24 protein-coding genes are annotated in these 20,357 nt (G+C 66.5%); 8 read left to right on the forward strand and 16 right to left on the reverse strand.

All coding sequences use genetic code 11. The annotated features are described in order from the left end of the window. Positions 1–191 precede the first annotated feature (191 nt). From AC13EK_RS03005 to AC13EK_RS03040, 8 genes are all read right to left on the reverse strand, one after another. Entirely contained in the window at positions 192–503 is a 312-nt protein-coding gene (locus AC13EK_RS03005; RefSeq protein WP_069337705.1) for a YdeI/OmpD-associated family protein, read from the reverse strand. 30 nt (positions 504–533) lie between these two features. Beyond that, the gene (locus tag AC13EK_RS03010) at positions 534–1,049 is read right to left on the reverse strand and encodes a DUF2239 family protein (protein WP_069337706.1); all 516 of its coding nucleotides are present in this window, start codon (positions 1,047–1,049) and stop codon (positions 534–536) included. A 67-nt stretch (positions 1,050–1,116) separates the two neighbouring features. Further along, positions 1,117–1,893 (reverse strand): exodeoxyribonuclease III, encoded by a 777-nt coding sequence (xth, locus tag AC13EK_RS03015; RefSeq protein WP_004211011.1) that lies wholly within the window; start codon positions 1,891–1,893, stop codon positions 1,117–1,119. Positions 1,894–1,964: 71 nt separating this feature from the next. After that, on the reverse strand, positions 1,965–2,291 hold the full coding sequence (gene erpA / locus AC13EK_RS03020; protein ID WP_004211010.1) for an iron-sulfur cluster insertion protein ErpA: 327 nt from the start codon (positions 2,289–2,291) through the stop codon (positions 1,965–1,967). 82 nt (positions 2,292–2,373) lie between these two features. Further along, entirely contained in the window at positions 2,374–3,102 is a 729-nt protein-coding gene (locus AC13EK_RS03025; RefSeq protein WP_004211009.1) for a M23 family metallopeptidase, read from the reverse strand. Positions 3,103–3,211: 109 nt separating this feature from the next. Further along, on the reverse strand, positions 3,212–4,021 hold the full coding sequence (locus tag AC13EK_RS03030; protein WP_069337707.1) for a ferritin-like domain-containing protein: 810 nt from the start codon (positions 4,019–4,021) through the stop codon (positions 3,212–3,214). Beyond that, the gene (bcp, locus tag AC13EK_RS03035) at positions 4,018–4,479 is read right to left on the reverse strand and encodes a thioredoxin-dependent thiol peroxidase (protein ID WP_069337708.1); all 462 of its coding nucleotides are present in this window, start codon (positions 4,477–4,479) and stop codon (positions 4,018–4,020) included. Before bcp ends, AC13EK_RS03030 begins: the two co-directional genes overlap by 4 nt. After that, positions 4,472–7,165, reverse strand: coding sequence for a bifunctional [glutamine synthetase] adenylyltransferase/[glutamine synthetase]-adenylyl-L-tyrosine phosphorylase (locus tag AC13EK_RS03040; RefSeq protein WP_069337709.1), 2,694 nt, complete (start codon positions 7,163–7,165; stop codon positions 4,472–4,474). Before AC13EK_RS03040 ends, bcp begins: the two co-directional genes overlap by 8 nt. A gap of 86 nt (positions 7,166–7,251) precedes the next feature. Between AC13EK_RS03040 and AC13EK_RS03045 the strand changes: the two genes are divergently transcribed. Both AC13EK_RS03045 and AC13EK_RS03050 read left to right on the forward strand, forming a co-directional pair. Next, a complete protein-coding gene (locus AC13EK_RS03045) occupies positions 7,252–7,443 on the forward strand; it encodes a hypothetical protein (protein ID WP_017502755.1) in 192 nt (63 codons plus the stop codon). 83 nt (positions 7,444–7,526) lie between these two features. Further along, positions 7,527–7,838 (forward strand): hypothetical protein, encoded by a 312-nt coding sequence (locus AC13EK_RS03050; protein WP_234792422.1) that lies wholly within the window; start codon positions 7,527–7,529, stop codon positions 7,836–7,838. Positions 7,839–7,844: 6 nt separating this feature from the next. Here the strand turns inward: AC13EK_RS03050 and ypfJ are convergent, their stop codons facing one another. Continuing rightward, the gene (ypfJ, locus tag AC13EK_RS03055; RefSeq protein ID WP_017502757.1) at positions 7,845–8,738 is read right to left on the reverse strand and encodes a KPN_02809 family neutral zinc metallopeptidase; all 894 of its coding nucleotides are present in this window, start codon (positions 8,736–8,738) and stop codon (positions 7,845–7,847) included. A gap of 152 nt (positions 8,739–8,890) precedes the next feature. Here ypfJ and AC13EK_RS03060 point away from each other — a divergent pair, with 152 nt between their 5' ends. From AC13EK_RS03060 to AC13EK_RS03075, 4 genes are all read left to right on the forward strand, one after another. Continuing rightward, complete coding sequence (locus tag AC13EK_RS03060; protein ID WP_069337711.1) at positions 8,891–10,069, forward strand: patatin-like phospholipase family protein; 1,179 nt, start codon at positions 8,891–8,893, stop codon at positions 10,067–10,069. Next, positions 10,066–10,857, forward strand: coding sequence for a 3-hydroxybutyrate dehydrogenase (locus AC13EK_RS03065; RefSeq protein ID WP_010337643.1), 792 nt, complete (start codon positions 10,066–10,068; stop codon positions 10,855–10,857). The genes AC13EK_RS03060 and AC13EK_RS03065 overlap by 4 nt, the downstream gene beginning before the upstream one ends. 94 nt (positions 10,858–10,951) lie before the next feature. Next, positions 10,952–11,818 carry an SDR family NAD(P)-dependent oxidoreductase gene (locus AC13EK_RS03070; RefSeq protein WP_069337712.1) on the forward strand — a complete coding sequence of 289 codons (867 nt, stop codon included), beginning with the start codon at positions 10,952–10,954 and terminating at the stop codon, positions 11,816–11,818. Further along, complete coding sequence (locus tag AC13EK_RS03075; RefSeq protein ID WP_069337713.1) at positions 11,815–12,729, forward strand: TIGR03619 family F420-dependent LLM class oxidoreductase; 915 nt, start codon at positions 11,815–11,817, stop codon at positions 12,727–12,729. Before AC13EK_RS03070 ends, AC13EK_RS03075 begins: the two co-directional genes overlap by 4 nt. Here AC13EK_RS03075 and AC13EK_RS03080 read toward each other — a convergent pair. After that, positions 12,726–13,250, reverse strand: a complete 525-nt coding sequence (locus AC13EK_RS03080; RefSeq protein WP_483022014.1) for a hypothetical protein — start codon at positions 13,248–13,250, stop codon at positions 12,726–12,728. The two genes, AC13EK_RS03075 and AC13EK_RS03080, sit on opposite strands and share 4 nt — an antisense overlap. A gap of 217 nt (positions 13,251–13,467) precedes the next feature. On the opposite strand from AC13EK_RS03080, the gene AC13EK_RS03085 reads away from it, so the two are divergent. Beyond that, positions 13,468–14,889 carry an APC family permease gene (locus AC13EK_RS03085; RefSeq protein ID WP_069337715.1) on the forward strand — a complete coding sequence of 474 codons (1,422 nt, stop codon included), beginning with the start codon at positions 13,468–13,470 and terminating at the stop codon, positions 14,887–14,889. Positions 14,890–14,893: 4 nt separating this feature from the next. Here the strand turns inward: AC13EK_RS03085 and AC13EK_RS03090 are convergent, their stop codons facing one another. From AC13EK_RS03090 to glmM, 5 genes are all read right to left on the reverse strand, one after another. After that, a complete protein-coding gene (locus AC13EK_RS03090) occupies positions 14,894–15,550 on the reverse strand; it encodes a L,D-transpeptidase family protein (RefSeq protein WP_483022015.1) in 657 nt (218 codons plus the stop codon). Between the two features lie 61 nt (positions 15,551–15,611). Further along, a complete protein-coding gene (locus AC13EK_RS03095; protein WP_483022016.1) occupies positions 15,612–16,211 on the reverse strand; it encodes a ribonuclease HII in 600 nt (199 codons plus the stop codon). After that, entirely contained in the window at positions 16,204–16,965 is a 762-nt protein-coding gene (gene thiD, locus AC13EK_RS03100) for a bifunctional hydroxymethylpyrimidine kinase/phosphomethylpyrimidine kinase (RefSeq protein WP_069337717.1), read from the reverse strand. Before thiD ends, AC13EK_RS03095 begins: the two co-directional genes overlap by 8 nt. Then, positions 16,962–17,186: a DUF1272 domain-containing protein gene (locus AC13EK_RS03105; protein ID WP_069337718.1), complete on the reverse strand. Its 225-nt coding sequence runs from the start codon at positions 17,184–17,186 to the stop codon at positions 16,962–16,964. Before AC13EK_RS03105 ends, thiD begins: the two co-directional genes overlap by 4 nt. Next, on the reverse strand, positions 17,186–18,526 hold the full coding sequence (gene glmM, locus AC13EK_RS03110) for a phosphoglucosamine mutase (RefSeq protein ID WP_069337719.1): 1,341 nt from the start codon (positions 18,524–18,526) through the stop codon (positions 17,186–17,188). Before glmM ends, AC13EK_RS03105 begins: the two co-directional genes overlap by 1 nt. A 93-nt stretch (positions 18,527–18,619) precedes the next feature. On the opposite strand from glmM, the gene AC13EK_RS03115 reads away from it, so the two are divergent. Next, entirely contained in the window at positions 18,620–19,987 is a 1,368-nt protein-coding gene (locus AC13EK_RS03115) for an alanine/glycine:cation symporter family protein (RefSeq protein ID WP_037509730.1), read from the forward strand. Positions 19,988–20,146: 159 nt separating this feature from the next. On the opposite strand, the gene AC13EK_RS03120 is transcribed toward AC13EK_RS03115, so the two are convergent. Continuing rightward, positions 20,147–20,329 (reverse strand): CsbD family protein, encoded by a 183-nt coding sequence (locus tag AC13EK_RS03120; RefSeq protein WP_004210977.1) that lies wholly within the window; start codon positions 20,327–20,329, stop codon positions 20,147–20,149. Positions 20,330–20,357: the final 28 nt, after the last annotated feature.

The raw sequence follows: 20,357 nt of genomic DNA on the forward strand, positions 1-20,357 counted from the left end.
GGGAACATGATCTTCCAGGCTGAACCTGTAAAACAGCACCTCCTGCATCACCGTCCGATCACCCATCATCAGCCCGTCGCCTAACGACAACGCCAGTGAATCAGAACCGCGCCATCACTGCAAAGACCGGGTCTTCAACACAACCCACCCATCCCGGCCCTTCGGCGAGCGTTAAATCTGTCCACGCCGGCCTAGCGCCGCCTCCCCTTCCCCTCGATCAGCACCGCCTGCTGCCAGCGGCTTGGCGCCTTGTCGGTGCGGTGGATGCAGCCGGCCCAGCAGCAGGGCCGCTTCTTGCCCTCCTGCAACTCCTCGACAGTGCGCGCAATGCGCCGCGCGCGGGTCGCGGCCTGCTTGGCATCTTCGACCCAGCAGATGAACTCGTTGCGGCCAAGCGGCGTCAGCCCCTGCCACAGCGCGAAGATGCCGGCATCGGCCCGGATCGCCGCCTGCATGTCATCGGCCGCCTCATGCACCGTGCCCTGAAGGAAATCGTCCGTCACCCAGCCTCTCCGATCATTGCGATGCGCAGGCTAGGCGGAAAAGGCCGGCTCCGCCAGCGCCAGACCATGCGCCCGGATCGCGCCGGGCCAGCCTTCCGCCGCCGCGTCGAACGCCGCCTTGTCCCTGGCATAAAGCGCGCGGATCGCCGCTTCATAGCCGGGCCGGTCGCCCGCCATCGCGGTCAGGAAATGATAGGCCGCGTCCATCGCCGCGCGGGGCGACGGCCTGTCCGCGCCCGCCTTCATCGCATCCTCCACCAGTTGCCGCAACGTGGCGGAGGCGCCGCGCGGCTGCGCCGCCAGCCAGTCCCAATGGCGCGGCAGCAGGGTGATCTCGCGCGCCTGCACCCCCATCTTGGGTCGCCCCCGCCCCCGCGGCGCCGCATCGACCTGCAGGTCGATATCCACCTGCCGTCCGGTGCGATCGTCGAACAGCAGGATATTCTGCGCGTCATCCCCCATGGCGCGCAGCGCCGCGCGCACCTCATCCTCGTCGCCGGTCGCGATCCAATAGTCGCCCGAAAAGGCGGTCAATGTGCGGTCCATGCCGAATCTCCTTCGGCTCGGCATTTATTACCCGGATATAATAGAGTCAATAATATCCGGGTTAAATTCAGATATCGCGCAGCTCGACCCAGGTCGGCGCATGGTCGCTCGCCTTTTCCCGGCCGCGAAACGCCTTGTCGACCTGGGCATCGACCAGCCGGTCGGCCGCTGCCGGGCTCAGCAGCAAATGGTCGATGCGGAAGCCCGCGTCGCGCGGCCAGGCACCGGCCTGATAGTCCCAATAGGTCCACACGCCCCCGGCCGGATGGCGGGTCAGGATCGAATCAGTCCAGCCGTCGCCCAGCAGCCGGCGATAGGCCTCCCGGCTTTCGGGCTGCATCAGCGCATCGTCCGCCATCGCCTTGGGCGAATAGATATCCACGTCGCGCGGGATGACATTATAGTCGCCGGCCAGGATGGCGGGCACTTCCTCCGCCCAGATTTCCGCCGCCCGTTCCCGCAGCCGCTTCATCCAGCGCAGCTTGTAATCGAATTTCGGCCCCGGCTGGGGATTGCCGTTGGGCAGGTAGATGCTGGCGACCCGCACCCCCTTCACATCAGCTTCCAAATAGCGGCTCTGCTCGTCTTCGGGTTCGCCCTCCAGGCCCCGGCGCACCTCCACCGGCTGGTCGCCGCGCGCCAGGATGGCCACGCCGTTGAAGCCCTTCTGCCCGTGCCAGATCACGCCATAGCCGGCATCTTCGATATCCTTGACTGGGAAGGTCTCGTCGGACGTCTTGATTTCCTGCAGGCAGGCAATGTCGGGCCGGGTCTCGTCCAGCCATTCCAGCAGGCGCGGCAGCCGCGCCTTGATGCCGTTGATGTTGAAGGTGGCGATACGCATAATGGACCTGTCTCTTTCGCTGTCCACTTCCCTTTAGAGAAGTGGGCTGCGTCTACAAGCCAATGCGCCGATCAGACCGAGAAGCTGGTGCCGCAGCCGCAACCGGCGGTCGCGTTGGGATTGGTCACCTTGAACGCCGCGCCGCCCAGGTCCGACACGAAATCGACCGCGGAGCCGCGCACCAGGTCCAGGCTGACATCATCGACCACCAGCGTCACGCCATCGCGCTCCACCGCCAGATCCTCGGCCTCCACCTGCTCGGCCAGGCCAAAGCGATATTGGAAGCCCGAACAGCCGCCGCCTTCCACGGCCAGCCGCAATATGGCGGGCTTGCCCTGCTTGGCGGCGATCGCCGCGACGCGCGCGGCAGCGGAGGGGGTGAGGTCAATATCGGCCATGGCGCCTAGATAGGATCAAGCAAAAGCCCCGGCAACCCATGGGCGCCGGGGCTTTAGAAAAGTCGGGATCAAAAGCGGTCGATCAGTCGACGGCCTTTTCGTCCGCCTTGGTCGGGCCGCCCATGGCGACCGGCGGCTTGGTGTTCATCGCGATCAGATAATCGGGACCGGCGACGAACGGGATCGGGTTGATCGCCGCGCCATCGACGCGGACTTCATAATGGAGGTGGCTGCCGGTCGAACGACCGGTCGACCCCATCAGGCCGATCACCTGGCCGCGATGGACATAGGAGTTGGGCGCAACCAGCAGCTTCGACATGTGGCCGTAGCGGGTTTCCATACCATTGCCGTGCGAGATCTGGACCAGGTTGCCATAACCGCTGGCCCAGCCGGCGCGGCTGATGATGCCGTCGGCGGTCGCGTGGATCGGGGTGCCGATGGGCCCCGGAATATCGATGCCCTTGTGCATGCGGGCGCTGCGGTTGAACGGGTCGGAACGCACGCCGAAGTTGGAGGTCAGCGACAGCTTCTCGACCGGGCGGCCCGAGGGGATATAGGCCGCGGTCTTGGCGTTGCCGTCCATGCGCTGCAGGCTGGAGAAGATGTTGGAGAAGCCGACATCGGCCGGGCCGAGCGCGCTGGTGTTGATTTCCGAGGCGTCGCCATAGGGATCATCTTCATCCTTGGCGTTGGCCGGGGCTGCGGCGCACATCACGCCTACCATGCCGACCATCCCGAAAATCTTGGCCGTCTTGCTGGCCGATTGGAACCAACGCGCACCCAGCGCATTCACAGTACGAAGAATCAACATGCCGACCCCGACTTATGCCCGCGAAGGCTTTTGCCTCTCGTGGGTTCCCCATGTTCAATAAAATGGCGACCTAGATCGCCCCCGCCGGATGCAGACTGCAAATCGCCGCTCAGCTTGCAAGCGCGTCGTAGAAATCCCGCGTCAAACCGGCCTGCCGACGCGCCGAGTCGTTGAACGGTGGCTTAACGCTCCCCCGAAAATGGCGTTTCACAAGGATTTGGTAATGTTTGACGGGGTCTAGCCCCAATCGGTTCGTCGCCTGGCTGAACCATGTCGTCCCCGCCGACACATGGCGAATCTCATCCGTCATGATCCGCTGCAACATCCTTGCGGATATATGGTCGCCCACCCCCTCGAACCGTGCGATCGTGGCCGGCGTGATATCCAGCGCGCGGGCTTCCAGCACCATCGGCACCACGGCCAGCCGCGCCAGCGCATCGCCCGCCGTCTCGCTCGCCGCCTGCCACAGCCCGTCATGCGCGGGCAGCGCGCCATAATGGCTGCCCAACTGCCGCAGCCGCCGGTCGAGCAACGCGAAATGCATCGCCTCGTCCGCGCCGACCCGCATCCATTCGTCAGTGAAACCTGTCGGAAATTCGCCGCCGAAGCGGCCGATCAGGTCGAACGCCAGGTCGATCGCCACGAACTCGATATGCGCCAGCGCGTGCAGCATCGCGATCCGCCCGCGATCCGTGCCCATCTTGCTGCGCTTGGGCATTTGCCCCGGCGGCAGCAGTTCGGGCGCATCGGGCCGGGCCGGCCGATCGGGCATCGCCATGTCGAACCGATGCGCCAGCCGGCCCAGTCGCCAGCTACGCGCCACCGCCCGCGCCGCAATCAGCTTGGCGGTCGGGTCGGCGATTTGGAGCACATGGGCGCACCCCGCGCCCACGGAATCGATATCAAGCGGCAGGGTCAAAGCGCCTTCGCCGCCTCCAGCACCTCGGCGGCATGGCCCTTGACCTTCACCTTGGGCCAGACCCGCACGACCTTGCCGTCGCCGTCCGCCAGGAAGGTCGCGCGCGCGATCCCCATATATTGGCGGCCATAAAGCGACTTTTCGACCCAGGTGCCGAACGCCTCGCACGCCGTGCCCGGCTCGTCCGACGCCAGCGTTACCGCCAGCCCATATTTGTCGCCGAACTTCTGCAGCTTGGCCGGCTTGTCCTTCGACACGCCAACCACCGCCACGCCCAGCGCCGCAAACTCGTTCGCCAGTTCGGTGAAGTCCTTCGCCTCGCTGGTGCAGCCGGGCGTGTCCGCCTTGGGATAGAAATAGACCACCACCGGCTTGCCGCGATAGCGCGTCAGGCTGAAATCCGCGCCATCCGCATCCTTCAGCGCCACGTCGGGCAGCCTCGCTCCCTGTTCAAGCATCTTGATCCTCCTGATAGGGCGCGGCCAGCGCGCGCCATGCATCGCCGACGCTTTGCCGGGCCTTGGCATAGCTTTCAAGCAGCGCGTCCCAATCGGCCGCGCCACAGGCCCGCGCCACCAGCGGCCGGGTCGCCTCCGGCGGCTCGGTCGACTTGGGCGATACCAGCCGCGACACGATCAGGAAGCGGGTGATCAACTCCTGCGCCGGGATCAGCTCGACGGGCAGATGGCCGGCCGCCACCAGTTCGGCCAGCGCCTCGCCCAGATCCGGGTCGAACCCCAGGCGATAATGGAACTGGCTGATGTGGATCAGGAACTCGATGTCGACCAGTCCGCCGGGCACCAGCTTGACGTCCAGCTCGCTTGCCGGCGGCTTGTGCCTGGCAATGTCGCCGCGCATCTTCACTGCCTGCCGCGCCAGTTCGTCGAAGTCGCGCGGACGCTGCAGCGTCTCGGTCAGGATCGCCTCCAGCGCGCTACGCGCCTGCGCCGATCCGAACACCGGCCGCGCCCGCGTCAGCGCCAGATGCTCCCAGGTCCAGGCTTCCTCGCGCTGATATTTGGCGAAACTGTCGAGACTGACCGCCAGCAGGCCCTGCGCGCCCGACGGCCGCAGCCGCGTGTCCACCTCATAAAGTGGCCCCGCCGCCGTCGACACCGACAGCGCATTGGTGATCCGCTGGCCAAGGCGGTTGAAATATTGGGTCGCGCCCAGCGGCCGCACCCCATCCGATTCCGCCAGGAAATCACCGGTAAAAAGGTAAACCAGGTCCAGGTCCGATGCGTGGGTCAGCACCCCGCCGCCCATCCGCCCCAGCGCCAGGATCACCATCTCGCCCCCCGGCACCTTGCCATGCGCGCTCTCGAATTCGGCCACAGTGGCACCCGCCAGCGCCTCGATCGCCGCTTCCGCGACCCGGCCATAGCCGCGCCCGGCCTCCAGCGGATCGCCGCCGCGCACGATCTGCACGCCCAACGCAAAGCGGCGATCATTCACCCGCTGCCGCACCCGGTCGAGCAGCGACTGATAATCCTCGCCGGCCTCCAGCGCGGCAAATTGCTGCGCCAGTATCTCGACCGACGGCATCGGATCGAAGGCCGACGCATCGATCAGCCCTTCGAGCAGTTCGACCCGGCGGCTCAGCACATCGGCCAGCGCCGGCGCATGGCTCAATATCTCGGCCAGCAGTTCGACCAGCCCCGGCCGCGCGCCCAGCAACTTGAAGAAGTTGATCGCGCTCGGCAGCCGGCCGATCATGTCGTCCAGCCGGTTGAGCGCCCGGCCCGGATCGGGCGCGGTGGCGATCGCGGGCATCAGCACCGGCAACAGCCGCTCCAACGCCTCGCGCGACGCGCCGCTGCGCAGCGATCGGATCGTGCCATCGCGCCAATGGGCGACCCGCGCCGCCGCCCAGTCGGCATCGGCAAAGCCCATCTCCTTGAGCTGCGCCTTCAGCCTGTCCTCGTCATGCGACAGACTGCCATCGTCGGGCGCGGCGGTCAGCCGGTCATAATTGGCGCCCACCCACTCGACATGCGGCCGCAGCAGGTCGAGCAGCGCCGCCCCGTCTGCCAGACCATGCAAGCGTGCGACATTGTCCAGCGAGTCCGGGTTCTTGGGCAATTCATGGGTCTGCCGGTCCTCGACCATCTGCAGGCGATGCTCGATCGTGCGGAACAGGATATAGGCTTCGTCCAGCCGCGCGGCCGCCTCCGCCTCGATCACGCCCGCCGCGGCCAGCGCGCGCAGCGCCGTGCGCGTATGGCCCGACCGCAACGACGGATCGCGCCCACCATGGATCAACTGATGGACCTGGGCGAAAAACTCCACCTCGCGAATGCCGCCGCGCCCGCGCTTGAGGTCATAGCCCGGCCCGAACGCCTGCCCCTGCGCATAATGGTCGCGGATGCGCCGGCTGATGTCGGTGATCGCATCGATCGCGCCGAAATCCAGGCTGCGTCGCCACACGAAGGGGCGGATCTGGCGCAGGAAATACTCGCCCAGCGCCATGTCGCCCGCCGCCGGCCGGGCGCGGATGAAGGCGGCCTGTTCCCAGCCCATCGCGGTCGACTCATAATAGCCGATCGCCGCCTCCACCGGCAGCGCGATCGGCGTGGCTTCGGGGGATGGCCGCAGCCGCAGGTCGACGCGGAAGACATAGCCGTCGCCGTCTCGTGCATTCAGTATCTCGCTGACCCGCCGGCCGATCCGCACCGCCGCGTCGGCCACATCCTCCCGCTCGCCATGCGGCAGAGTGGTGGGATCATAGAGCAGGATCGGGTCGATATCGGACGAGTAGTTGAGTTCGCGGCTGCCATGCTTGCCCAGCGCCAGCACGACGAAGCCCTGTGGCACGGCATCGGGATAGCGTTCGGCAAAGGTCGCGGCCAGCGCCTCCTCCAGCGCCTTGTCGGCAAAGTCGGACAGGGTGCGCGTCACCCGGTCCATGTCCCAGGCCCCGGCCAGGTCTGCCGCCGCCGTCACCAGCGCGATCGCGCCGCGCCGCCGCCGCAGCGATCTGGCCACGCCATCCTCTGGCACGCCCTGCGCCTGCGCCGCCGCCATCGCCGCGTCGAAATCGCCCGTCGCCAGCAGCGCGACGACGGCCGGATAACGGTCCATCTGTCGCGCCAGAAAAGGCGAATGCGCGCGTATCCGCGCCTCCAGGTCGATCCAGTCCGTCACGCTTCCGTCTCCTTGTTGACGGCGATATCGCGTCCGAATGCGACGAAATCCAGAAACTTTTGGCTTACATGGCCGTTCTGTGTCTCATGGAAATGCAGCGAAAACCTCTTGGCCGATCGGCACCGGGACGGGACAGCGGCGGCGCCCGCGTCGTCAATGTCGGCCTGCCCCTGCCCTATGAAGGCGTGGGCAAGGCGCTGCGGTCCAGCTTCTCCGCGCAGCGCGACACTCTGCCGGACGATATGCTGGCGCTGCTGGCGAAGCTTGATCAGCATTAACCAATAAAGCGCAGACATTTTTTCATGTCTTGCCGCTAAGGCCCGAATCTCTTTCCATTTTCAGGCGGGAATGCGGGTCAACGATGATGTACAAGGTCTTTGCCGGCGGCACGCTGGTGGTCGCACCGATGATCGTCCTCGCGCTGCAGAATTTCGCACCGCATCACCAGCCAATCGCTCAGCCTAGCGAAGCCCAGCCGGTCGCCACGCCGGTTGCGCCGCCGCCTCCGCCCGTCGCCCCCAGTGCGCCACAGGACTTTGCCGTCCCGTCCTTGGGGGAACCGATGGCCGATGCCGGTCAGCCCAGCATCATGCCGCCGCTGGACACGGCCGCGTCCGTCAGTCCGGGGTCGGCGGGCTCGCCCCCGCCAGGCTCCCCCAACGCCGAACATTGATCGCGCCTACAGCGCCCCCTTGAACGTATCGCACTGGGCCGGATCGCCACTGTCCAGCCCCTTGCGCAGCCAGCTCATGCGCTGCTCGCTGGTGCCATGGGTGAAGCTTTCCGGCACCGGCCGCCGTCCGGCCGACTTCTGCAGCGTATCGTCGCCGATCGACTGCGCCGCCTTCATGCCCTCTTCCAGGTCGCCGGCTTCCATCAGGCCCGTGCGCTTGGCCCAGACACCGGCATAACAATCGGCCTGCAGCTCCACCTTCACCTGCAACGCATTGCCCTGCGCCTCGCTGACGCGGCGCTGTTGCTGGTTCACCTGGCCCAGCGTGCCTTCCAGATCCTGGACATGATGGCCCACCTCATGCGCGATGACATAGGCCTGGGCGAAATCGCCCGGCGCGCCGAAGCGATCGCGCAATTCGGTGAAGAAATCGGTGTCGAGATAGACCTTCTGGTCGTTCGGGCAGTAAAATGGCCCCATCGCGCTCTGCGCCGCGCCACAGCCCGACGTGCCGCTCTGCGCATAGAAGGACAGGATGGTCGGCTGATAGGTCTGGCCGGCTTCCTTGAAGATCTGGCCCCAGACCCGCTCGGTCGATCCCAGCACCTTCAATGACCAATGCTGGATCTCGGTCAGCTTGCTCGCATCCTGGCTACCCGCCGGCGCGCTCTGCGGCGCCTGTTGCTGCACGCCGCCACCGCCGCCCAGCAGGCTGAGCGGATTGACGCCCATCACCGCCAGGATGATCAGCACCACGACGATGCCGCCGCAGCCGAAGCGACTGCCGATCAGCGGCAGCAGCAATCCCAGGCCGCCCATCCCGCCGCCGCCGCCGAAACCGCCGCCGCGCCCGTCCTGCACCTCGAAATTGCTGCTTTCCTGTTCGTCGTCGAGCCGCACCCTGGCCTCCCTCGCATCCTGTTCCCGTGCCTACTGCATAACCGGCTGGCTGCAAACCATCGGCTGACGATGCACGTTCCATCGACGGGAACGAGTTTGTTACGAGACATTAAGTTGGAATGGCCGGACCAAAACCTATATTGCAGTGCGACATGGCCGACACCGAATCCCGACCGCGCCGCCGCGCCACCACGCCCCTCCCCCTCCCCCGCGAAGTCGCATTGCTGTTGCAGGGGGGCGGCGCGCTCGGCTCCTTCCAGGCTGGCGTCTATCAGCGGCTCGATGAACTGGGGGTCGATGTCAGCTGGGTCGCGGGCATTTCGATCGGCGCGGTCAATGCCGCGATCATCGCCGGCAACCCGCCCCACCGGCGCCTGAGCCAGCTCAAGAAATTCTGGCTGACCGTCTCGGGCGGCATGCCCAACATGATCCTGCCGGAAATCGACCATATCCGCGAGGCCGCCCATCTGATGGCCGCCGGCACGGTCGCGACCCTGGGCGTGCCCGGCATGTTCCGCCCGCGCCTGTGGCCAGCGCCGCTGATGCCCGAAGGATCGGCCGGCGCGATCAGCTTCTATGACAGCGCGCCCTTGAAGGACACGCTCGACGCCTGTGTCGACTGGGATCTGCTCAATGACGGGCCGGTCCGCCTGTCGGTCGGTGCGGTCGATGTCGAAAGCGGCAATTTCGCTTATTGGGACACGCGCGGTCCTGGCGGCAACACCCGCATCGACGCCCGCCATATCATGGCCTCGGGCGCGCTGCCGCCGGGCCTGCCCCCGGTCGAGATCGATGGGCGCTGGTATTGGGATGGCGGCATCGTCTCCAACACCCCGCTCGCCCATGTCCTCAACCATCAGACCGACGACATGCTGGTGTTCCAGGTCGATCTCTTCCCGGCCGAAGGGCCGATGCCGCGGCAGATGACCGATGTCTATTCGCGCATGAAGGACATCCAGTATAGCAGCCGCACCCGGCAGGTGACCGACCAGTATCTGCGCCTGCGCCGCGAGCATGGCGCGATCAAGGCGCTGCTCGACAAGCTGCCGCCCGAACTGCAGGACGGGCCGGAGGCGCAGAAGCTGCGCGACATGCTCGATGGCGGATCGGTCAACATCGTCCACCTCATCTACCGCACCCGCGCCTGGGAAAGCGGCGCGAAGGATTTCGAATTTTCCCGCGCGACCATGCTCGACCATTGGAGCCAGGGTCGCGAAGCGGTGGAAGAGGTGATGCACAAGGGCGACCTCATCGCCCGCAACATCCTCGACGGAAAGAGCGCGACCTTCGATCTCGACGCGCCGGATCATCTCAAGGAGAAAATGGCATGAGCAAGTCCCTCGCTGGCAAGACCGCCCTGATCACCGGCTCCACCTCGGGCATCGGGCTTGCCTATGCCAAGGCGCTGGCCGGCGAAGGCGCCAATGTCGTGATCAACGGCTTTGGCGACGCGGACGGAATTGAGAAGGAACGGCTCGGCCTTGAAGCCCTCTCGGGCGCCAAGGCGCTCTACAGCGGCCATGACCTGACCAAGGTCGACCAGATCGAGGCGATGATGAAGGAAGCGGCCGATGCCTTCGGCGGCGTCGACATCCTCATCAACAATGCCGGCATGCAGCATGTCGCCCCGGTCGAGGAGTTCCCGCTCGACAAATGGGACCTCATCATCGCGCTCAACCTCAACGCCGCCTTCCACACCACGCGCCTCGCCATTCCTTACATGAAGGACAAGAAGTGGGGCCGGATCATCCAGACCGCCTCGGCCCACTCGCTGGTCGCTTCGCCCTTCAAGAGTGCCTATGTGACCGCCAAGCATGGCCTCAACGGCTTCACCAAGACGGTCGCGCTGGAAGTCGCCACCTTCGGCATCACCGCCAACTGCATCTCGCCCGGCTATGTCTGGACCCCGCTCGTGGAAAACCAGATTCCCGACACGATGAAGGCGCGGAACATGACCCGCGAGCAGGTGATGAACGACGTGCTGCTCGCCGGCCAGCCGACCAAACAGTTCGTCACCGCCGAACAGGTCGCCGCCACCGCCCTCTATCTCTGCAGCGACGCCGCCGCCCAGATCACCGGCGCCAACCTGTCGATCGACGGCGGCTGGACCGCCCAATAAGCGCCATCGCCCGGTCGATATGACCGGGCACGCGATTGACTCCCCTTCCCCCTTGGCCGCGAACTGACGGCCAAAAGGGGAAGAGGATCGCGCCATGGCGCCAGACCAGTGCCGCATCACCGATCAGGTCGCCATCGTCACGGGCGGCGGCGCGGGCATCGGCCGCGCCATCGCGCTCGCCCTGGCGGAGGCCGGCGCCGACATCGTCATCGCCGACATCCTCCCCGAACGCGGCGCGGAAGTGGCGGCGCGCGTTGCGGAACTGGGCCGTACCTGCCTCGCCATCCCGACCGACATGGCCCAGCCCGATCAGGTCGCGGCGATGGTGGACGCGGCCCAGGCCCGCTTCGGCCGCATCGACATCCTCGTCAACAATGTCGGCGGCGTCAGCCGGAAGGCCTTTCTCGACCAGAGCCAGAATAGCTGGCGCCGCCATATCGACCTCAACCTCGTCTCGATGCTCGCCGCCACCTCGGCCGCCGTGCCGCACATCATCGCCGGCGGACGCGGCGGCGCCATCATCAACGTCTCGAGCATCGAAGGATCGCGCGCCGCGCCGGGCTATGCCGTCTATGCCGCCTGCAAGGCGGGGATGAACAATTTCACCCGGACCATGGCGCTGGAGCTGGCCGACCATGGCATCCGCGTGAACGCGATCGCGCCCGATTTCACCACCACGCCGGGCACGCGCGGCAATCCCCCCGGCCCGGTGGACGAAGCGACCTGGTTCCCCGTGCCGCCCGCCATGGCCGATGCCACCGCCCGCCGCATCCCGCTGCAACGGCCGGGCATCGACCGCGAATGCGGCCAGGCCGCCCTGTTCCTCGCCTCGCCGATGAGCAGCTACATCACCGGCACCATATTGCCGGTCGACGGCGGCAGTTGGGCCTCGTCCGGCTGGGTCCGCAATGCCGCCCGCCAATGGGTGCTGGTCGAACCGCATGGAGTGTCCGACGCATGAAGATCAACGTCCCCCTGCCCTTCGATCATGCCGACCTGCCCGACGAGTTCGGCACGATGGCGGCGGTCGCGGAAATCGGCCGCACGGTGGAGCGGGCCGGCTTCCACGCCGGCCTCGTCACCGACCATCCGGTGCCGACCGGCCGCTGGCTCGACGCTGGCGGCCATCACGCCCAGTCGCCCTTCGTCATGCTCGCCCTGCTCGCGGCCCACACCACGACCCTGCGGCTCCAGACCGGCATCCTCGTCCTGCCCTATCGCACCCCCTTCATCGTCGCGCGCGACATCACCACGCTCGACGCCTACGCCGGCGGCCGGGTGACGCTCAGCGTCGGCGCCGGCTATCTCAAGGGCGAATATCGCGCGCTGGGCGTCGATTTCGACCAACGCAACGAACTGATGGACGAATATCTGCGCGCGCTACGCACCGCCACGACGGGCGAGGAATTTGCCTTCGAGGGCACGGGCTATCAGGCGTTCGGCAACCGCATCATCCCCGGATCGCCGCAAAAGCCCGGCCTGCCCCTCTATGTCGGCGGCAATGCCAAGCGCGCGATCCGCCGCGTGGTCGATCTCGCCGACGGCTGGAACCCCTTCTTCACCGCCGGCGGCGGCGTCAACAGCGCCACCACCCGCACCGCCGCGATGGAGAATGAGGCCGATCTTCAGGCCGGCATCGCCTATATGCGCGACTATGCGGCACAGGTCGGCCGCACCGCTTTGCCCGACGTGATCCTGGGCGGCGTCAACAAGCCGGGCGAGGATCTGTCCAACCAGCAGATCGTCGACCGCATCGGTACCTATGCGCAACTGGGCGTCACCGCCTGCGGCGTGACGGTCAAGGGCCGCACCCGTTCCGAATGGTGCGACAATGCCGCCCGCATCGGCGAAGAGGTGATCGCGAAAATCTAGGGAACGCCGATCACCGTTTCGGGCTGCTCGGGATAGGCACGCAGCAGCGCGTTGCACAGTGCCGTGGCGGCACTAGCCCGCTTGTCGGCCGGGCGGACCGTCACCGCGCTGCCGCTCCAGATCACCGCCGCGTCGCCGCGCCGATGCAGGCGCATCTCCAGTTCGGTGCGTTCGAGCGCGACATGGCGCGTCTTGCCGGACGGCACCGCCAGCGAGAGGCTCGATCCCACCGCGCCGGATACGCCGCCAGGCATCAGGTCGGAATTGCTCTTCTCGACCTTGCCGGTCCCGGTCCCGACCTCGGACGCGCGAATGACCAGTTCCATGACCAGCGCGGCATGGCCATCGTCCAGCAAGGTAAAGCCCTTGTCCGACAGGGCCAGGGTGGCCGCATCGACAAAGGCGTCCGCCGCACCCGCCTGCCCGCTCGCATCCTCCCGCATGGACACCGATATGGTGCCGCCGCTCGGCACATCCGCCGCCGATGCCATCGCCGGCAGCAGCAGCGCCGCTGCAACCATCAGCATGGATCGCACCCATTTCCGCGTGCCAGGCAATCGCTTCTGATCCATCAAGGCTCGATCATCCATCCCAAGCCGAACAGGTCGGCGGCCAACACCGCCATGCCTAGCCGAGCAGCAGCCTGCCGACAATCGCGCGCCCTAGCACTGGTCCCACCGCGCCATTCTCACACGATATTCATTTGCCTTCCCGCGCGCGGCATGACAGCGGCGGAGCATGACGAACCGATCGCCCCGCCATCCGCTCCTGATCGCGCTGCTGCGCTGCAAGCCGGTGCTCGACTTCATCGGCGACGATCCGGATACGAAACCGCTCGCCCGCAATATCGGCCTGTTCCAGCTGACCATGCTGGGCGTCGGTGCAACCATCGGCACGGGTATCTTCGTGGCGCTGACCACCGCCGTGCCCGAAGCGGGGCCGGCGGTAACCTTGTCCTTCGTCATCGCCGGCATCACCGCCGCGCTGACCGCGCTCTGCTATGCCGAAATGGCCTCGGCCGTGCCGGCGTCGGGCTCCTCCTATTCCTATGCCTATGCGACCATGGGCGAACTCGCCGCCTTCCTGATCGGCAGTTGCCTGCTGCTGGAATATGGCGTCTCCGCCTCCGCCATTGCCGTGGGATGGGGGCAGTATCTGAACGAGCTTCTTTCGATCAGCACCGGCTGGCGCCTGCCCGACATCATCGCCCGGCCACCCGGTGCGGGCGGTATCGTCAACCTGCCCGCCGTGCTGCTGGTCGGCCTGTGCCTCATCCTGCTGCTGCGCGGCACGCGGGAATCGACCACTGCCAACGCCATATTGGTGATCGCCAAGCTCGCCGTGCTGGCGCTGTTCGTGGTGGTCGCGCTCGCCCATTTCCAGCCGACCAATTTCCATCCCTTCGCGCCCAAGGGCATGGTCGGCATCGGCGCCGCCGCTTCCTCCATCTTCTTTTCCTATATCGGCATCGATGCGGTCTCGACCGCCGGCGAGGAAGTGCGCAATCCGCGCCGCGACCTGCCGCTCGCCATCATCCTGTCGCTGCTGATCGTCACCGCCGCCTATATATTGGTCGCGGTCGCAGCGATCGGCGCCCAGCCCTGGACCGAGTTTGCCGGGCAGGAAGCGGGCCTGGCCGTCATCCTCCACAACCTCACCGGTGCGGGCTGGCCGGCGGTGATCCTGTCCTTGGGCGCCATCGCCTCGATCTTCAGCGTCACCCTGGTGGTGATCTACGGCCAGACCCGCATCCTCTATGCCATGGGCCGCGACGGGCTGCTGCCCGCCTTCTTCTGCCGGGTCGATCCGGTGCGCCATGTGCCGCGCCAGAATACGTGGATCGTCGCGATCGGCGTCGCCCTGCTCGCCGCCTTCGTGCCACTGGACGTGCTGGTCAACCTCACCAGCATGGGCACGCTGATCGCCTTTGCGACCGTGTCGATCGGCGTCATCATCCTGCGCCGCACCCGGCCGGACCTGCCGCGCGGCTACAAGGTGCCCTTCTATCCGGTCCTGCCGATCGCCAGCACGCTCTTCTGCGCCTATCTGATCTTCGGCCTGCCGGCCGACACCTATGCGCTGTTCGCGGTCTGGGTTGGTGCTGCCGCCCTGCTCTATTTCGGCTATTCAATGCGGCGCTCGGCACTGGCCCAGCGCTGATCGGTCAGCGGCGCGATACGCGCGGCACGAAGATGATCGGATCGATATCAAGCACCGGCTTTGCCGGCGCCGGCGTATCGACCTTGGTCACGGCATCCGCCGCCGCCATCTGCTCGATCGTCAGCGAGGGATGCAGCCGATCCCTGGTCACCGTCACCAGCCCGCCCAGGCTGGTCATGCCGAACAGCTTCTGGGCAAAGGCATAGGGCAGGCGGATGCAGCCATGGCTGGCCGGATAGCCCGGATTATGTCCGGCATGCAGCGCAATGCCGTCCCAGGTCAGCCGCTGCATGAAGGGCATGGGCGCATTGCTGTAGAGGTTGGACCGGTGCCACTGGTTCTTCTGCAGGATCGGATAGTCGCCGGTCGGAGTGCTGTGCCCGGCCATGCCGGTCGACACGCTCGCCATGCCGACCAGCCGGTCGCCGCTATAGACATGGGCCATCTGCCGGTCGATGCTGATGACCAGATGGATCGGCCCGTCGAGCGGCCCTTCCTCCAGCCAGCGATAGCCACCCGGCGCCAGCGCACCAGCCTTCGCCGCCGGCCGCGCGCGCTTGACCGGCGCGGCCGCCTGCACCGGCAGCGACAGCGCGCCAACAAGCAGGAACAGGCTGGAAAGGCCGGAACGGGCGAAGGACATGAATCCCTTCTTAAGCATGCGCCACACCCGCGCCAGCCCTCAAATCATCCCCATCCCGCCCCGCGACGGGACAGCATCGTCAGATCAGCAACAGTTGCGCCACCGGCGAAAAACTGCGCCGGTGCAGCGGCGTCGGCCCATGTTCACGCAGCGCCGCCATATGCTTGGCGCTGACATAGCCCTTGTTGCTCTCCCACCCATAATGCGGATGCTCGGCGGCGGCCGCGATCATGATCCGGTCGCGCTCTTCCTTGGCCAGGATCGATGCGGCGGCGATCGACAGGCATTTGGCGTCGCCCTCCACCACCGCGGTCGAGGGCCAGCGCCAGTTGGGACAGCGATTGCCATCGACCAGTATATGGGCGCACTCCTGCCCCAGCGCCTCGACCGCGCGGGTCATGGCCAGCATCGTCGCCCATAATATGTTGAGTTCGTCGATCTCGGCTACGCTGGCGATGCCCAGCCCCCAGCACAGCGCACGAGCCTTGACCTCCCCCTCCAGCGCAGCTCGCTTTTTGGCGGTCAGTTTCTTGGAATCATTGAGCCCCTCGGGGCAATCCTCCTGTCGCAGGATCACGGCCGCCGCGACCACCGGCCCCGCCAGCGGCCCACGCCCGGCCTCGTCCACCCCGGCAACCAGGCCGGGATGATGGATCAGTTCATGCGCAAAATCAGGCATAGGCGTGGAAGCCGAAGGGGTTGCCCATCGGGCCATGGCCCGCGCCAAGCCCCGGCGCCAGCGCCAGCGCCTCGCGCACATATTTGCGGCCACGCTCGACCGCCTCGATCAGGTCCAGCCCCAGCCCCAGGCCGGTCGCGATCGCGCTCGCCAGGGTGCAGCCAGTGCCATGGCTGTGCCGCGTGTCGATCCGCGCATTGCTCCACGCCTTGCGCACGCCCTGCGGTCCGATCAGCCGGTCGGTCAGCATCGGCCCCTCGCCATGGCCACCCTTGGCCAGCACATGGGTGGCGAAACGGATCGCGATTTCCTCGCCGCCCAGCGCCGCCAGTTCGGGGATATTGGGCGTCACCAGCGTGGCGATGGCCATCAGCCGCTCGAACGCCGCGATGGTTGCATCGTCCGCCAGCAGCGACCCGCTGGTCGCGACCATGACGGGATCGAAGACAATCGGCACATGATCCAGCAATGCCAGCCGCTCGGCCACCGCTGCCGCCGTTTGCGCCGAACCGATCATGCCGATCTTGACCGCATCGACGCCGATGTCGCTGATCACGCTGTCCATCTGCGCCAGCACCATCTCGGTCGGCACCGGGTGGACGCCCTGCACGCCCAGCGTGTTCTGCGCGGTGATCGCGGTGATCGCGGTCATGGCATGGCCGCCCAGCAGCGTGACCGTCTTGATATCCGCCTGGATACCGGCGCCGCCGCCACTGTCCGACCCGGCAATGATGAGAATGCGGGGCACGCTCATCCCTTGAACTTGCGCTCCGTGGAGGCGGGGTTGTTCGCCAGCGCCTTCCCCATCCGGGTCGGCCGGTCCATCAGTTCGCCGCCGCAATTGGGGCAGCGATCGTCCAGCGCCTCGGCACAGGGCGCGCAATAAGTGCATTCGAACGAACAGATGAACGCGCCGGGCTCATCGGCCGGCAGGTCGGTGCCGCAGCGTTCGCAATCGGGCCGCATGTCAAGCATCACGCCGCCGCCTTCTCGACAGCCGCGCAGATGCGCTCGACCACATCCTTGACCTGATCCTCGCGGTCGCCTTCCGCCATGACGCGGATCACCGGTTCGGTGCCGGACGGACGGATGACCAGCCGGCCCGACCCGTTCAGTTCAGCCTCGGCCTGGGCGATCACGCGTTGCACCGCCTCATCCTCCAGCGGCTTGCCGCCGGCGAAGCGGACATTCTTGAGCAGTTGGGGCACCGGATCGAACTGGTGCAGCGTCTCGCTCGCCGGCTTGCCCGAGCGGACCAAGGCGGCCAGCACCTGCAGCGCGGCGACCGTGCCGTCCCCGGTGGTCGCATAGTCCGACAGGATCATGTGGCCGGACTGTTCGCCGCCGACATTGAAGCCGCCCTCGCGCATCCGCTCCAGCACATAGCGATCGCCTACCTTGGTGCGTTCCAGGCCGATGCCCTGCCCGGTCAGGAAGCGTTCGAGGCCCAGGTTCGACATGATCGTCGCCACCAGCCCGCCACCGCGCAGCGTGCCGGCGCGGGCGAAATTGGAGGCAATCAGCGCCATGATCTGGTCGCCGTCGACAATCTGGCCCTTTTCATCGACCACGATCAGCCGGTCGGCGTCGCCGTCCAACGCGATGCCGATGTCGGCGCCGGAGGAGACGACGGTTTCCTGGCACAGCAAGGGCGAGGTCGATCCGCATCCGTCATTGATATTGGTGCCATTGGGCGTGACGCCGACCGCGACCACTTCCGCGCCCAGTTCCCAGAAGGCCGACGGCGCGACCTGATAGGCGGCGCCATTGGCGCAATCGACCACGATCTTGAGTCCGTCGAGGCGCAGGTCGGCGGGGAAGCTGGACTTGACCGCATGGATATAGCGGCCACGCGCATCCTCGACCCGGCGGGCGCGGCCGATATCCTTGGACGCGGCCAGCGGCACGTCCTGGTTCAGCAGCGCCTCGATCTTCAGCTCATCCTCGTCCGACAGCTTGTAGCCATCCGGGCCGAACAGCTTGATGCCATTGTCATAATAGGGATTATGGCTGGCCGAGATCATGACGCCCAGGTCGGCGCGCATCGAATGGGCCAGCATGGCGACGGCCGGCGTCGGGATCGGGCCGAACTGGACCACGTCCATGCCGACCGCGGTAAAGCCCGCGACCAGCGCATTCTCGACCATATAGCCCGACAGACGGGTATCCTTGCCGATCACCACCCGGTGGCGATGGCTGCCGCGCTGGAAATGGGTGCCGGCCGCCATGCCGACCTTCATCGCCAGTTGCGGCGTCATCGGCCACTGGTTGGTGCGACCACGAATACCGTCAGTGCCGAAATATTGTCTGCTCATGCGATCCTGCCCCAGGGCGGCTATGGGTAAAACTCACCTCCCCCATAGCAATCTTTGATCGACTTTCCACCGCTGTCCCGGCATCGCCGCCGCATGGAAAATTTCAATGCCGCCGTCGACGCGCTGTCCAGCGCAGTCTTCTTCAAGGTTCCCCTGTTCGGCGCGCAGATCGAGCTGATCGTGCTCTATCTGGCGCTCCCCATGCTGTTCTTCACCATCTGGCTCGGCTTCCCCAATGTCACCCAGGTGGGCCGGGCGATCCGCATCCTGCGCAGCCAGCCGCATGAGGGCGAGGCGAAGGGCGATGTCAGCCAGTGGGGCGCGCTGTCCACCGCCCTGTCCGGCACCATTGGCCTGGGCAATATCGCCGGGGTCGCGGTGGCGCTGACCATGGGCGGGCCGGGCGCGATATTGTGGATGTTCATCATCGGCTGGTTCGCGATGACGGTGAAGATGGCGGAGGTCACGCTGGGCCTCAAATATCGCGTCTTCGACGAACGCGGCCATGTCCATGGCGGGCCGATGTATGTGCTCAAGGCCGTCGGCGCAGCGCGCGGCTGGCCGAAGATCGGGCTGGTTCTGGGCGGCGCCTATGCCTTCTTCGCCCTGTTCGGCGCGATCCCGATGGTGCAGGTCAACCAGAGCTTCGCCCAGGTGAAGGTGGTCACCGGCATGACCAATGGCTGGGCCTATGGCGTGTTCATCGCGGCGGCCGTCGCGCTGGTCACGATGGGCGGCGCGGCCTGGCTGGGCGAAGTGTCGAAGCGCCTGACCCCGCTCAAGGTCACCGTCTATCTGGGCGGCGTCGCGGCGATCCTGATCCTGCATGCCGACGCCATTCCCGGCGCGCTGGCGCTGATCTGGCACGGCGCCTTTTCCAGCGATGCGGCCACCGGCGGGGCGATCGGCGCCTTTGTCGCGGGCATGCGCCGCGCGGTCTTCGCCAGCGAGGCGGGCGTCGGCTCCGCCGTCATGGCGCACAGCCTGGCCCGCGCCCGCCATCCGGTGTCCGAAGGGCTTGTCGCGCTGCTGGAGCCGCTGCTCGGCACCATGATCGTCTGCGCGCTGGGTGGGCTGGCGCTGGTCGTCGCGGGCACCTGGAACAATGGCCTTGAGGGCATCGCCATCACCTCCGCCGCCTTTGCCAAGGTGTCGCCCTGGTTCCCCTGGCTGCTCGCCGTCGTCGTCTTCCTTTTCGCCTATTCGACGCTGGTCGCCTGGGGCTTCTATGGTCTCCAGGCCTGGGGCTATCTGTTCGGCAACGGGCCGCGCGCCCAATGGGTCTACAAGATCCTCTATGTCGTCGCCCTGCCCCCGGCCGCCGCGATCGACCTCGGCCGGGTGGTCGGCATCGTCGACAGCAGCTTCTTCCTGATGGCGATCCCCAATGTCATCGCCCTCTATCTGTGCGCCGGCGAGCTGCGCCGCGACGTGAAGGCCTATCTGGCGGAACAGGCTTAACTTCGCACATTTCCCGCACATTCTGACATAATCTTGCGGGGCCGCGATCCTATCGGAAAGCGGCCCCGTTCTTATAGCATGGCCTTAACCAGATAGGACAGAAACGAAAAAGGCCCCGCCTGTCGGCGGAGCCTCTTCGTTGGTGCAGACGGTGGGGCGTCAGATCTTGTCGCCGAGCGCACCCTTGACCGAGCCGGCCACATCCTGGGCCGTACCCTTAGCCTTCTGCAGCTTGCCTTCGGCTTCCAGGCGTTCATTATCCGTGGCCTTGCCGATCGCTTCCTTCGTGGCACCGGCGGCCTTGTTCCCCGCAGCCTTCACCTTGTCGGTCAGTTCACCCATATGGTTTCTCCTTGGAAGTGGCTTTCGC

The sequence above is a fragment of the Sphingobium sp. L-44 genome (assembly GCF_056859495.1).